The following is a 12,140-nucleotide window of genomic DNA, read 5'->3' on the forward strand; positions in this document are numbered from 1 at the left end:
GTAATATTTTGAACAATAAAAGAAATAATACTTCTTTTTCTGTTCAAAATATTACTACTCGGACAATCTTAAGAAATAGCGACCGCTGCCACATAAGGCTGTTGTTTGTAACAATCACCGAAACACTGACCACACAGCAACTAAACAATATTAACCTTATAGCCGGAGAAAAGGCCCTCAGTTCAACTGAAGTGATGCATCGCTATCAAATATCTTCAACGACTTCAATATCACGCTCAAAGGCAGCCCTTATCAAGAATGATATATTGGATAATAAAGCCGATGAAATCTCGTTTCAGGACCCGATTTATGCCTATTGGTTGAAGACTGAGTACTTTGCAAAATAATCATAATGTGGCTCTCGGTTTCAGAGCCATTTTTGTACCTTTTCTTATCAAAAAACGGCATTTTTCACAAGTTTTTGTACCGCACATTTTGATATTCAAGAAATTACACTTACTTTTACTTTCCAAAATGGAGGTACAAGCCGAGAATGGTGCTAAAAATCACTAACTTACACATTCTCAGATACTTGCCAACCTACTGGTTGTACCTTTTAGAGCGCTATACTATTGATAATCAAAGATGTACACATACTGCATCGAAAAGCATTTGGACAATGCCCTTAGATGCTCAATGGAGAACTATGGAAGCTTTGAGTATCAAGATGTCAAGGATAATAATGCAGTACGTCACGTACAAATCTGTCCACTCTATGCCATGTCGCAAATGGATAAACTGCTGAGTGCCTTTGTGTGGGAGAATAATCAGTAGAGTAATGTGTCTTTAGATAGCGCATTGAGTATCAGTGAATTAAATTGCATGTAACATGGAGGAGATTGTAGCAAAAGCGTATCAGATAATTATTCGCTTCGCGGACGGAATGACGATGACTTTTGGCAAATTCATTGATGGCAGCAACAATATATGCGCCCAGAAACTTTGTCTACGAAAGCCGAGAAGCAATTGGTCCGAGCTCAACAGGGAAAGATGCCGCGGGATTTTAAGGAGTAGAAATTGTCAACATTAAATCATAAATGTAAGAGAGATATGGCGAACATTACATTCAACAAGCTGGATGAGCAGGAATACGCCCGGTTCCGGGCAGACGTGAAAGGGATTTTCTCTATTGCCGTCATTGAAACATTTGGAAATCAGGTAGGGCAAGAAGAGATTATTCCGGATGATGATATAGGCCATTCCTTATACGACCCTCAATGTGAAACGCTGGCGGTATATGCTGACGGAGAGAAGGTGGGAGGAGTCGTTGTCAAGATTGATTCTCAAACAGGTATCAGTTGGCTGGAGCTGTTTTATGTGTATCCTGACAAACACGGACGTGGACTTGGACTTCGGATCTGGCAGAGTCTGGAGAAGAGATATCCTGATACCAAGGTCTGGCGTCTGATTACGCCTTATTTTGAGAAACGCAACATACATTTCTATGTAAACAAATGCGGTTTCAAGATTGTGGAATTCTTCAATGAGGCGCACAGGGACCCATCCAGACCTTCCGGAGGGAGTGATTTCCATGATGAGTATTTTATATTCGAAAAGGTCATGGAATAACTTCGGAAGCGTATGGGGCTTGCTGGAATGTATGGCTGAATATGCAGAAGTTTCCTGGATGGAATGCGATGGCATCGGGGCCGACCGTCTGGTTCCAGTTGGTAATGATCGTTTCATTCATGTGGGTTACACCGTTGAATTTTTATAACTTGTCATTCACTACCCCAAATTATAGACCAAAATATTTCTCAACCATATCCTTGAGTTGTTCTGGTGGCAGATTTGCGATTCCCATCGATTCTATGAGTGAAAACTCTTCCTTGTTTTTACCTATAACGAACTTTCGTTCATGACCGTCTATTTCGGCCAGTAAATGGAAATTTCCTTTAAAGGCTTGCTCCATACGGATGTTCTTTACGATATGTCCGTTGATGGTTATTTCAGATGTATTTGTGACTTCTTCCAACTCGCCCCAGGACCTCAAATGATTGGCTATGGTGGTTTCAATCCGTCCTGTCCATTGCTCGGCAACACCGTATTTTGTAGCGACTATGCGGAATTGTTTCAGGCTGTTCGCTACTTCACGTATCATTGCATCAGGCCGGCGTATGCCATGGTCTTTAGCGAACTGGATTACATCATCCCGTGTGATGTTCCGGAGTTTGGCCCTAATATACATGCAATGATCTTCATCGGGTAAAAAACCGCCGTTGTCGAAGATATAAGTGATATCGTATGCGGGGGACAGGCGCCAGGAGCCATCTTCACTCATGATAAATGAAAAATTCTTATTGTGGTCGTCCGTATTGTTGGCCAAGATATTGAATACCATCCGGCGGAACACCTCAGAGCAATCGGCTTCGGGCAGATGGAGTTTCCGGCACACGGTCATCAGTTGTTCGTAACTGTCGGCTTCGGGACTGATGGCAGCCAGCGTCTGGGTATGAATCTTCTTTCCATCCTTGCGGTCGAAACGTTGGGGCATGAAATGATTGTTCCCATCTACCTCATAGAGTTCAGAAGGCATCATATTAATTCCAGCCCTAGTGGCCAGTTCGTAATAGGCCATCTCCAACTCTGCCGAACTGTATTGTGAATTGCCGAATTTAATCAGACAGTAATCGAAATCGTCCAAGCCGGAAATCTGCCCGCTATGTATCTCTCCACTCTTTCGGTTGATAGCTACAATGGCTTTGGGCTGACGGCCACCGGCAGAAGTACCGACCGTAAGCAAAGATTGCATGGTAATGGATTCTTCGGGCAGAATCCGTGCATTTTCCCTTTCTGTGAATATGCGTTCTGCCAGACTGGCCAAAGACTTGATGTCTATTTTCTCGGCCTTACGTCCCCGTGAAACCTCCGGTAAAAATTCCAGGGCTCCCATGCCACGCTTCCCTATGAATGAAAGCTTGTCGAGGGGAGTAATGTCCGCATTGGACAGGTGGCTCTGCTGGCGCCACAAATCAAACAACTGATTACCCCAGGCATCAGGTAATGAATCGGCTACAAAGGCCGGTAATTTCTGATAGATTTTGGCATCTTCTCCCCAAACAGGCATAAGTCCTCTTACCCCATCTGCAGGAGCCGTCAATGGAGAAATATTCAGACCTTTCTTCAAAAAGGCGGGGTTATACATGAAGTAGGACAACCTGCGTTTGGCGTCCCAGGCCAAACGGCCTATTTCTTCGCCCCAAAGCATTGCTTTCAACGACTGTACCATGTTCGTATCATTTAGAGTGTCTTACGCGCTGTGCCTTTTTATCGTCTTTACGCATCAGGTATGGAGATTCAGGCAACTCTGGAAGAAGATGGTCTATCATGTTGATCTGTCCGACCACTTTCAGCAACACGATAAATGTGGACAATGAAATATTGCCTGCTGTACCATTCTCGAATTTGTGGATGGTGGTAAGCCCAATGCCCGATTGCTCGGAGACATCTTTCTGAGTAAGATTGCAACGTATTCTGTATTCTTTGAACCGGGCACCTAATAGCCTTACAATCTCGGGAGTAGAGTATTCATAAAAATCTGCCATATTCCTCATACTTATATATCATTATAGTGATGATTATATGTGTATTCGGGTATTAATCTTCATTATAATGAATGTTATAGATGCAAATCTATGCAATTTATGAGAATAAAACTAATTTTTGGAAGAAAACTTGTCATCAAATTGGAATGAGAGGTTGTAGTTGTGGCTTTAGCTTCCGTGTCACTCAGTTCCGGGTGACACGGATGACTTGTAGTTATTATTGAAAAGCGTGTCGGCGGTTCACGGAACAGAAATCCGGTTGATGCTTAATAGCTCTTGTTCCTGAGGTCTAGCGTGATGTCCATGTAGGAGCGCAGGCCCTCGATGTAGTCGGCATAAAGCGTTTCGGGGTCTTTCCCTTTCAGGATACGGCACTTGCCGCAGGACTCGCAATCGTGCAGACATTTCCAGGCTTCGACTACGAAAGCCCGTCGTTCTTCAGGGGTGGATTGTTCGATGGCAGGAGGTGTCATAAACGGTAAATGATGTTTCCAAAATTCGACAAGGCCGGACGTGGCGATACAATGGGTGGCGAAGCTATCGGGCTTCCGGGGGTGCCAGGTCGTAAGCAGCCTGTCTTGTCTGATGCAAATATATGGATTTTACCAGGATTTGCAAACAACCCCGTTTTATTCGGTTGCGGAGGCCCGTTTTCCGGGGGGAAGATGACCTTGCGCGAGGGGATGTCTGGGTATACCGGCAGGTGATTTAATAATAAGAGGTGTATGGAAATGCTCCGGAATGAAAAAATCACGGTCCTTAGGAAACGGGAAAATTCTGATTCCCAATCTTTCATCTGCCTGCAGACGGAGGTTTGTACGGGGGTGGTTTGGGCGATTCCGGCTTCGTCTGGTTGAAGCCTTACAGGCAGGGAAGCGCTTCGTACAGCATCATCATTCTTCCGCAGGCTACCGAGGCTTTCCGCGGAGAGGAAGGGCTGTTGCGGCTGACCAGCGGAGGAAAATCGGTGCCCTATAAGTTCGACAACAGTGCCGAACGATTCAACGAAGGGATGCAGACTACACTCAACCTGACGCTGAAGAAGGAGGAAGGGAGTGAGGCCGATCTGGAGTTCAGCAACCAGACACGCTGGGTGTACGGTATCAAATCGCCGGCTTTCCCCGGAAAGGAGAATGTTCCTTCCATACCGTCGTGGCAGAAAGAGGTGGAGGATGGAATCTGGTTCCGTTACTCGTACGAGAACATGTCTATCCCGTTGCCGTACGAGAACCAATACCTTACGTGGAAGGAAGGGTGCGGATGGTTTGATTGCAACAAGACGTTCAAGTATCAGGGAGACGGGAACATGTGCTGGGCCGCGGCCGCTTCGAACCTGATACACTGGTGGATGGACCAGAACCGGGAGTACATTGCGGCCTACGACAAGAAATACGGTCCTGAATACGGCGACCTGAAACGGCCGGAGAAATATACGCGGATGACGCCCGAAAACCAGCAGCATAGCGAGGTATTCAATTTCTTCAAGTCCTCTTTCGGCAATCAGGGAAGTTGGGATACGGGGGGTGTGAACTGGTTCATCAACGGAAACGACAAGAATCTGATTTATTGCCGCCTGCCGGAATTCCACGGTTTCTTCAGCAGGGTGTTCTCGGAAGATGACACCATCGCAACCGAAACGAGAGACACTTCCAAGGACAATTTCAACCGTTGGATAAAGGACGCTTTCCGGAAGAACCGGGCCATTTGTTTTACGGCCTTTAACTTTGCCGGACCGAATACCAAAAGACACTCCATGGTGATCTGGGGAGCCGAGTTCGATGCGGAAGGAATCGTTTCGAATGTCTACTTCTGCGACAACAATTACGGTGAGGATGAGCCGAACCATGGATCGCTCAGACGCTATAAAGTGGAATACCTCCTGTCGGACGTCCCGGAACACCAGGGTAAGGAGTTCGCTTACCTGGTCCAGCAGGATTATACGGACGGTACCAAGCCTACGGCCAGAGCTGAGTTCACTTCGCTTACACTGGTGGACTTGCGGCGCGATATCTGGCAAAAAGCTTTTCCTGAAGAAACAATGAATAATGAATAATCAATTACATAGACAATGAAGAAGAATTATTTTTACATGCTCTTGGCTGTATCGCTGATGACAACCTCTTGCCGGAATTCGGTTCCGGAAGCTCCGGCTGCTCCGGATGATGCCATCAAGATTGTGGCAAGTATCGCTTCACGGACACGTGCTCCTCAATATACGGATGATGGGAGCGGAAACTTCTCTCAAGGAGACCGGATGTCGCTTTTTATCGCAGACGAGGACGAGAACCGGACATCGGTGAACTATGAATATGGCTCGGGAATCCTGACGTGGGGAAGCCTGGGGCTGGAAGGCAGCTCTGCCAAAGTAGCCTTGGCTGCCTGCTATCCGTCACAGGCAGTGACACGGAGCGGAACTTTCGAATTCAATCCGTTGACCGCTTCGGAAGCGGACCTGTTATTGGCATCTGCCCAGACCGTTACCGCCGGTACTTCGGAAGCGGTGAATCTGGTGTTTAACCACGCCTTGCATCGCCTGGACTTGAATTTTACTCCTGGAAACAGCTATACGGACGAAGACATGAAATCGTTTTCTATCCGTCTCCAGGCAAAGACTACCTGTGTGGTGGATATGATGCAAGGGAAAATCGTCGGTGTAAAGGAGGATACGGGTGAATATGTGTCCAAGGAGACCGCTGCTTCCTTTTATCTGGTGCCGCAGGCTACTACGGGCATTGTGATGAACATTACCGTCGGAGAAAATACGAAATCGCTGACCTTAAGTGAATTGTTGGACCAGCTGAGCGCTTCTCAATCGGATTTGTCAAGCGGTAAATTCAGCAAGCTTACTCTGAAAGTCAGCCAGCAGGGTATCACGGTAGAGGGTGGTTCCATCAATGCCTGGGACAACCAGGTGACGGCCGACGGAGAAGTGGTGATAGGTTGACATTTTTCCGTACGCTCTCCCGCGAAAGCATCGGCCGGGATGTTTGTCTGAATGCATCCCTGTTGTGTCATCAACGGGGGTAAAGCCATAGCCCGAGGAAAATATTCCGGTTTTAGAAGTTGTTTGGATTTTGTTCAAGGAAATTCAAGCAGCTTCTTGTCTTTTGATGGGGTTGATGCCGGCCTTGGGGAGCGGAGGAAAGGGAAGGAGGCATGCCGGAAGGGAATCTTCGTCGCAGGGATTTCCTGATAGTTGATTGCATGTGCGGATAATGTGCGGGAGAGAAGTCCAGGTTTGGTAGATAATGATTAATTTTGCGCCCCGATAGGGCCTGTCCGGCATGGGGAAAGGAAGCCTCTCTGTACCATCCGGACCGCCTCCAGAAATTTTATTTTTATACGACAAAATGAAAAAGCTTAGCAAGAATGCCCTGATCGGTTATCCGGCGGGAATTATCACCGGCATAACTTATGGGTTGAATCCGTTGTTTGCCGTTCCGTTGATGAAGAACGGAGGTGCAATCGAGTCGATATTGTTTTTCCGCTATTTCTTTGCGGTCCTGATGCTGGCCGCGTTTCTGGTAATCCGGAAGCAGCGTTTCAGGATTTCAGGGAAGCAGGCGGGCATCCTGCTTGTTCTGGGATTGCTTTACACCGCAAGCAGCCTGTTCCTTTTCGAAGCGTACCATTACATCGCTTCCGGGCTTGCCACGACCCTCGTCTTCCTGTATCCGGTTCTGGTGGCCATCATCATGGTGTTCCTGAAGGTGGTGCCCTCGTGGCCGGTGTGGCTCGCCATTGCGGCCACTTTCGGCGGGGTACTTATCATGACGCAAGGGGATGGGGCCCAGGCCCTCAATCCTCTCGGTGTCCTCCTTTCGTTAGGCTCGGCCTTGGTCTATGCCCTTTTCATCGTCATCATCAACCGGAGCAAGGCCATTGCCTCCATATCGAATTCGTTGCTGACCTGTTGTACCCTTGTGGTGGGAACCTTCGTCTTCCTGGGTAAAATCCTGTATTCCGGTACGGAGCTTACCTCGTGCATCACGACGGGTACGGACTGGTTTAACCTGTTGGGGCTGGCCCTGTTGCCTACGGTTGTTTCGACCGCTACATTGGCCGTCGCCTCCCGGAACATCGGTGCCACGAAAGCGTCGGTCCTGGGGGTATTCGAGCCTATCACGGCTATCCTGGTCGGCACGCTCATGTTCGGCGAGCCGCTTACGGCCAATATCGTGATCGGGATTGTCATCGCAATCGTTGCCGTCACGTTCATGATAACCGTGACCAAACGCTGACTTATTTCTTGTGAGGCATCAGTAGCCGTTTCTTCAGCCATTCGCGTACCGGCTCGTCGTAGAGCTTGAGGGTAGCGTATGCCATCAGTACGGCGAGTATGAACATCGATACCGCAACCATCACGTGTTGTCCTTGTGGAGCGTCCGGATGACGAGCCGCCCAAGACATCTGCATGTATACCAGCGGATAATGGGTGATGTAGATGGGGTAGGAGATTTCTCCCAGGAACTTACAGATGGCGACGGATTTCTTTCCGCTGATTCGGCTTCCGGCTCCCATGGAAACGACCAGCGGAAAGACTATCAGGATGCATACGGCTTCGTAGATTCCGTTCATCCAGAAGTTGTCCGGGTCCGTACCTCCTACGCGGGGCATGACCAGTACGCAGGCTATCAGGAAGGAGCACCACCAGAAGCCGCGTTTAACCTGTATGTATTTCCCGATTCTGGAAATGAGCAGGCCGCAAAAGAAGGGGTAGAGCAGGCGTGTGAAACCGATGTACAGCTGGTCGGGGGTAATGCCCCATCCTCCGATGACCGTATAGGCCGCATAGTTTCCTTCTGGGAACAGCCCGAACGGGTCCATGTTCATGGTGAGCGTGACGGTGAGTACGGCAAAGCAGCCTACCAGAGCTCCCAAAGCGATTTTCCCCAGCTTACGGATGAAGAGCGCGTAGAAGATGTTCGCGATGTATTCGAGCATTAACGACCAGCATGGACCGTTGAGGGGGTAGGTCTCGGCCCATCCGCGGATATCGAGCCTGGCCGCCGCGGGTATCATGGTACATCCCAGCAGGAACATGAGGATGACCACCCACCAGGGGGTCTGGTCGATGAGTGCGAAACTCGGAGATGCTCCGAAATAGAACAGGAGCATTCCGATGAATCCTCCCATGATTACCATCGGATGTAAACGTACGAGCCGGCGCTTGAAGAACATCCAGGTGGACATCTTGTCCCAACGGTCGTCGTAGGCATAACCGATGACGAAGCCTGAAAGCACGAAGAAGAAATCGACTGCCAGATAGCCGTGGTTGATGATCTGAAAGGCAGGGCCTTTTGAATAGGTTTCAAACAGGTGGAAGGCAACCACCAGCATGGCGGCAACCCCACGAAGTCCGTCAAGAATCTCATACCTGGGTTTGGATGCCAAATAAACATTGTCTACGTTCCCCGGTTTAATCACTTTTTCCATATCGTATAGTAATAGTATTAGTTTTTTGCAAAGATAGTGTTTCTGGCTTGAATATCCCCGGCTTCGGGAGAAGTATTATCTCGTTTCTACCGCTTTATGGTATCGGACAAATGCCGCTGGACGGGTGCTATATCTGCTCCATTTACCCCAACCGGATAGCCGGAGTGTACTGGAAGTATTCGGATAGCTTATCCCAATTGTCCTGCCAGAACCTGATGACGATAGGATACTGTTCGCCTCATTTTTCTTCCGACTTAAGACGTTCATTATCTGCCGATTCTTTATTTACAGCCTGATAAACGCATTTCAAATCCTTCAGGAATTCCTTTTGATTTTTGGAGCCTGCCTATTTGATGGAATCACGAATCTGATGTACGACACAAAGTTGTACATCCATCCAGACTAGTCTATGGCGGTAGCTTTCGGGTATCGCTATTTCTTTATGCGATTATAAATAATAGAATACAATTTTGGAAAATAGAATTTTCTTCTTACTTTTGCAATATGATAATTGAGTGAACCTAATGAGAATATTTACAGAACAAGCTATAAGGGAATATGCAGAAATGTATCCTGATGCAAAGGTCACTTTACAAGAATGGGCTGCCATAGTCAAGAAAAGTGAATGGACTTGCTTTGCAGACGTAAAAAAGACTTTCAATAGTGTTGATAATGTGGGTAACCAACATTATGTATTCAATATTAAAGGAAATAATTACAGGCTGATTGTAGTGATAAAATTCACCATAAAGTTTGTTTATATTCGTTTCATTGGCACTCATGCCGAATATGACAGAATAGCTGATTGTTCAGTTTTATAATTAAACCGAATCGGCGGTTACCGATTACCACATAGCTATGACAAAGATAGAAACAAAAGCTCAATACGACTGGGCTGTAAAAAGGGTTGAAGAGTTACTTCCACTGGTTACAGATGAAACACCTCTCGATGATTCTAATAGCATAGAGTTGGAATTGCTTTCTAACCTTGTTGCTGACTATTCGGAAGAGCATTTTGCGTTAGGAGAACCAACACTTGTTGATGTTCTCAAACTCCGTATGTATGAAATGGGGCTTAACCAAAAGGCACTGGCCAAATTGATTGGTGTTAGCCCTTCACGTTTGAGTGATTATATTTCTGGTAAATGTGAGCCAACATTGAAGGTTGCTCGTGAAATTAGTAAAAAACTGAATATTGACGCTAATATAGTGCTAGGTGTTTGATATGAAAGTTATTGAAGTAATAGTTGAAGATGCTGGGGATAATCTCAGTGCTTACATTGAAGGGGCTCCAGTTATTACGGTCGGTAATGACATAAGAGAAATTGAGGAGAACATGAAGGAGGCCATAGACTTGTATCTGGAGGACAACCCGAACCCTTGCGAGGCCCTCAAGGGAGAGTTCACCTTGAAGTTCAAGATAGATGCGGCTACCTTTACAACTGTTACAGCGTCATATTTACCCAAGCCGCTTTGAGCCGGATAACCGGAAGCAATGAACAACAGGAAGTACACAAATAAAAAGACATCAGTATGGACCTAAAAGAGTCGTCCGAATCAATATAAATCGTGGTCCAGATATTTTTACCTGCAATTTATCTCGATAATCTCCCCAAGGTCAGTCGTATAGTGCTTGGATAGCTGCTCCTGCTTCAATTTCCAGCCAGCTCCGTGACCTTGGATGGCCAACTTGACGGAGTGACCATGCTTATCGTTGATGGAGTCAATGGCGCTCATCAGCCGGTCTCTTTTGTCACGGTCAACGGTGTCGAACAGGTTCCCTTGCACGTTACTGGTGATTTCCGTGATGATAACGCCAGCCTTCTTGTATTGGTATCCCGCTCTAAAGATGTTCCGCAAACCGGACAGGGCATAATGGACAATCTCCAGCGTATCGTCCGTCGGTACCGGCAGATTTACAGATACGCTTTTCCAGTATTGGGGGAGGTCTTCCCGAAAACGGTTGGTCTGAATGAAGACCAGGAGCGATACGGCATATCCTTTCTGTTCCCGTAGTTTCTTAGCGCATGTAGATGCGAAGGTAGACACCGCTTCATCCATCTGTTCGATGTTCTCAATCATCTGACCGAAGCTGCGTGAGGTACATATTTGTTTCCGGGGGGTAATGTTCTCGGTGATGCAGGGGATTCCATGAAGTTCCTTCCAGGTGTGTTCGCCGACCACCGTCATGTATTTGCGTACCCATGAGCCGGGTAGTTGGGTGAAGTCGTAAGCGGTCTTTACACCTTCTTTCTCCAGCTTTGCGGCCTGCCGGCGGCCGATGCCCCACACGTCTCCGATAGCGAACAGACGCAGGGCTTTCTCCCGCTTTTCGTCCGAGTCGATGCAGCAGACACGTTTGTAAGCCGGGTATTTCTTGGCGAATTTGTTGGCCATCTTGGCCAGTGTACGGGTAGGAGCGATGCCTAGGCTGACGGGAATACCGGTACCTTTGTACACCTTGTTGACGATATTAGTTCCCAGACTCTGATAGTCCGCGATTCCATCCAAGTTGACGAATGCTTCGTCTATGGAGTAAACCTCGATATCCGGTGCCAGCGAGGAAAGGATAGACATGACCCGTGATGACATATCTCCGTAAAGGGTGTAGTTCGATGAGAAGACTACTATTCCATACTTTTCCACCTGCTCCCGTATCTGATAGGCAGGTGCGCCCATCGGGATGCCCAGAGCCTTCGCTTCGTTACTACGTGCGATGCAAAGTATCATGCTTATTTAACTATAAAAGACACAGATATTTCATGCGGTTTACCCGTATAGAATAGATAAACATATATTCCGCCGAATACGGCCGGGTGGGGGAATAAAAAAAGTTCTGAAAATCTGTTGATTCTCAGAACTTTTCTGCATTTTGCCTTACAGCGTTGTACACCCTCAGGGAGTCCAATCAAACTCTTTATGATCTGAAAATCAGAAGAATACTTTTCAAGTCACACGGATAAGTCCGTTACCTATTTCACGGTTATGCAATAAATTGCATCTCATCATTTTATGGAATACAAAGTTAACATAATCCTTTGGATGTACAAAATTGAATCTGTTAATCTTAAAGTTTGTTGGATGATTTATGGTTGCTGAGTTCTTCCGGTACCAAATTCAGACATAAAGCATTGGATTACATGTAGTTCTGTTTTCTGA

The 12,140-nt window shown here is 47.0% G+C and carries 14 protein-coding genes and 2 pseudogenes; 9 read left to right on the forward strand and 7 right to left on the reverse strand.

Features of this window, described 5'->3' with window-relative positions:
* Positions 1-8 precede the first annotated feature (8 nt).
* Together C510_RS16580 and C510_RS0113570 are read left to right on the forward strand one after the other, a co-directional pair.
* Complete coding sequence (locus C510_RS16580) at positions 9-347, forward strand: hypothetical protein (protein WP_040366301.1); 339 nt, start codon at positions 9-11, stop codon at positions 345-347.
* A gap of 703 nt (positions 348-1,050) precedes the next feature.
* Positions 1,051-1,569, forward strand: a complete 519-nt coding sequence (locus C510_RS0113570) for a GNAT family N-acetyltransferase (RefSeq protein ID WP_018711831.1) — start codon at positions 1,051-1,053, stop codon at positions 1,567-1,569.
* Here C510_RS0113570 and C510_RS17835 read toward each other — a convergent pair.
* The 4 genes from C510_RS17835 to C510_RS0113590 form a co-directional block, all read right to left on the reverse strand.
* A complete protein-coding gene (locus tag C510_RS17835; RefSeq protein ID WP_261976303.1) occupies positions 1,559-1,690 on the reverse strand; it encodes a hypothetical protein in 132 nt (43 codons plus the stop codon). The two genes, C510_RS0113570 and C510_RS17835, sit on opposite strands and share 11 nt — an antisense overlap.
* Before the next feature lie 48 nt (positions 1,691-1,738).
* Positions 1,739-3,229: a type II toxin-antitoxin system HipA family toxin gene (locus C510_RS0113580; RefSeq protein WP_018711833.1), complete on the reverse strand. Its 1,491-nt coding sequence runs from the start codon at positions 3,227-3,229 to the stop codon at positions 1,739-1,741.
* 7 nt (positions 3,230-3,236) lie between these two features.
* Complete coding sequence (locus C510_RS0113585; RefSeq protein WP_022339291.1) at positions 3,237-3,545, reverse strand: helix-turn-helix domain-containing protein; 309 nt, start codon at positions 3,543-3,545, stop codon at positions 3,237-3,239.
* A 266-nt stretch (positions 3,546-3,811) separates the two neighbouring features.
* Positions 3,812-4,018 carry a hypothetical protein gene (locus C510_RS0113590; RefSeq protein ID WP_018711835.1) on the reverse strand — a complete coding sequence of 69 codons (207 nt, stop codon included), beginning with the start codon at positions 4,016-4,018 and terminating at the stop codon, positions 3,812-3,814.
* Between the two features lie 12 nt (positions 4,019-4,030).
* Here C510_RS0113590 and C510_RS0113595 point away from each other — a divergent pair, with 12 nt between their 5' ends.
* The 4 genes from C510_RS0113595 to C510_RS0113610 all read left to right on the forward strand — a co-directional run bounded on the left by C510_RS0113595 (position 4,031) and on the right by C510_RS0113610 (position 7,786).
* A complete protein-coding gene (locus C510_RS0113595) occupies positions 4,031-4,252 on the forward strand; it encodes a hypothetical protein (protein WP_154651989.1) in 222 nt (73 codons plus the stop codon).
* Between the two features lie 122 nt (positions 4,253-4,374).
* The gene (locus tag C510_RS0113600) at positions 4,375-5,598 is read left to right on the forward strand and encodes an IdeS/Mac family cysteine endopeptidase (RefSeq protein ID WP_025892854.1); all 1,224 of its coding nucleotides are present in this window, start codon (positions 4,375-4,377) and stop codon (positions 5,596-5,598) included.
* A 15-nt stretch (positions 5,599-5,613) separates the two neighbouring features.
* Entirely contained in the window at positions 5,614-6,489 is an 876-nt protein-coding gene (locus C510_RS0113605; protein ID WP_018711838.1) for a fimbrillin family protein, read from the forward strand.
* Positions 6,490-6,895: 406 nt separating this feature from the next.
* On the forward strand, positions 6,896-7,786 hold the full coding sequence (locus C510_RS0113610) for an EamA family transporter (RefSeq protein WP_018711839.1): 891 nt from the start codon (positions 6,896-6,898) through the stop codon (positions 7,784-7,786).
* Position 7,787: 1 nt separating this feature from the next.
* Here the strand turns inward: C510_RS0113610 and C510_RS0113615 are convergent, their stop codons facing one another.
* On the reverse strand, positions 7,788-8,981 hold the full coding sequence (locus C510_RS0113615; RefSeq protein WP_018711840.1) for an acyltransferase family protein: 1,194 nt from the start codon (positions 8,979-8,981) through the stop codon (positions 7,788-7,790).
* A 151-nt stretch (positions 8,982-9,132) separates the two neighbouring features.
* A pseudogene (locus C510_RS17790) lies at positions 9,133-9,372 on the reverse strand (transposase); the annotation flags it as partial.
* 133 nt (positions 9,373-9,505) lie between these two features.
* Here C510_RS17790 and C510_RS0113620 point away from each other — a divergent pair.
* The 3 genes and pseudogenes from C510_RS0113620 to C510_RS16590 form a co-directional block, all read left to right on the forward strand.
* A complete protein-coding gene (locus tag C510_RS0113620; protein WP_018711841.1) occupies positions 9,506-9,802 on the forward strand; it encodes a type II toxin-antitoxin system HigB family toxin in 297 nt (98 codons plus the stop codon).
* A gap of 37 nt (positions 9,803-9,839) precedes the next feature.
* Positions 9,840-10,205 (forward strand): helix-turn-helix domain-containing protein, encoded by a 366-nt coding sequence (locus tag C510_RS0113625; RefSeq protein ID WP_018711842.1) that lies wholly within the window; start codon positions 9,840-9,842, stop codon positions 10,203-10,205.
* A 1-nt stretch (position 10,206) separates the two neighbouring features.
* Positions 10,207-10,496 (forward strand): annotated as a pseudogene (locus tag C510_RS16590) (antitoxin HicB); the annotation flags it as partial.
* A 69-nt stretch (positions 10,497-10,565) separates the two neighbouring features.
* On the opposite strand, the gene C510_RS16595 reads toward C510_RS16590, so the two are convergent.
* A complete protein-coding gene (locus tag C510_RS16595) occupies positions 10,566-11,711 on the reverse strand; it encodes a Y-family DNA polymerase (RefSeq protein ID WP_018711843.1) in 1,146 nt (381 codons plus the stop codon).
* Between the last annotated feature and the right edge of the window lie 429 nt (positions 11,712-12,140).

This window comes from Phocaeicola barnesiae DSM 18169 = JCM 13652, from assembly GCF_000374585.1.
Lineage (GTDB): Bacteria > Bacteroidota > Bacteroidia > Bacteroidales > Bacteroidaceae > Phocaeicola > Phocaeicola barnesiae.

Bases quoted from the DNA above. Each gene is read 5' to 3' on its own strand.
- C510_RS0113570 (WP_018711831.1), top strand. From the start codon at position 1,051: ATGGCGAACATTACATTCAACAAGCTGGATGAGCAGGAATACGCCCGG.
- C510_RS17835 (WP_261976303.1), bottom strand. From the start codon at position 1,690: ATGAATGAAACGATCATTACCAACTGGAACCAGACGGTCGGCCCCGAT.
- C510_RS0113580 (WP_018711833.1), bottom strand. From the start codon at position 3,229: ATGGTACAGTCGTTGAAAGCAATGCTTTGGGGCGAAGAAATAGGCCGT.
- C510_RS0113585 (WP_022339291.1), bottom strand. From the start codon at position 3,545: ATGGCAGATTTTTATGAATACTCTACTCCCGAGATTGTAAGGCTATTA.
- C510_RS0113590 (WP_018711835.1), bottom strand. From the start codon at position 4,018: ATGACACCTCCTGCCATCGAACAATCCACCCCTGAAGAACGACGGGCT.
- C510_RS0113595 (WP_154651989.1), top strand. From the start codon at position 4,031: ATGTTTCCAAAATTCGACAAGGCCGGACGTGGCGATACAATGGGTGGC.
- C510_RS0113605 (WP_018711838.1), top strand. From the start codon at position 5,614: ATGAAGAAGAATTATTTTTACATGCTCTTGGCTGTATCGCTGATGACA.
- C510_RS0113610 (WP_018711839.1), top strand. From the start codon at position 6,896: ATGAAAAAGCTTAGCAAGAATGCCCTGATCGGTTATCCGGCGGGAATT.
- C510_RS0113615 (WP_018711840.1), bottom strand. From the start codon at position 8,981: ATGGAAAAAGTGATTAAACCGGGGAACGTAGACAATGTTTATTTGGCA.
- C510_RS0113620 (WP_018711841.1), top strand. From the start codon at position 9,506: ATGAGAATATTTACAGAACAAGCTATAAGGGAATATGCAGAAATGTAT.
- C510_RS0113625 (WP_018711842.1), top strand. From the start codon at position 9,840: ATGACAAAGATAGAAACAAAAGCTCAATACGACTGGGCTGTAAAAAGG.
- C510_RS16595 (WP_018711843.1), bottom strand. From the start codon at position 11,711: ATGATACTTTGCATCGCACGTAGTAACGAAGCGAAGGCTCTGGGCATC.